This window comes from Mesorhizobium sp. M5C.F.Ca.ET.164.01.1.1, from assembly GCF_004792125.1.
Classification (GTDB): Bacteria; Pseudomonadota; Alphaproteobacteria; order Rhizobiales; family Rhizobiaceae; genus Mesorhizobium; species Mesorhizobium wenxiniae.
Genome location: NZ_SRTG01000518.1, coordinates 1 through 295 on the forward strand (window position 1 = coordinate 1; position 295 = coordinate 295).

General features: G+C 66.1%; 1 protein-coding gene. It reads right to left on the bottom strand.

Features of this window, described 5'->3' with window-relative positions; translation table 11 throughout:
- Positions 1 to 295 (bottom strand): ABC transporter transmembrane domain-containing protein (locus EN807_RS34540; RefSeq protein ID WP_246684540.1); only part of this gene is annotated, 295 nt, incomplete at both ends.

The following is a 295-nucleotide window of genomic DNA, read 5'->3' on the forward strand; positions in this document are numbered from 1 at the left end:
CTAAACACTGAATAGAGCAGGAACTGGCCGAGCGTGCCGGCCGACAACGTACCGGCAAGCACGTCGCGCGAGCCGAACCAGAGCACCGCCACCACTGACGAGAAGATCATGAAGATGGCGAAGAAGGTGAGGAAGGCGCGCGCGAGGACCGAGCCGCGCGCCGCCTCGAAGGCGGCTTCCACTGCTGCGGAGAAACGGCCGGTGACCAGCGTCTCGTTGGTGAAGGCCTGCAGCGTGCGCACCGCACCGATCTGCTCGCTGGCATAGGCGGTGGCGTTGGCCAGCGTGTCCTGCG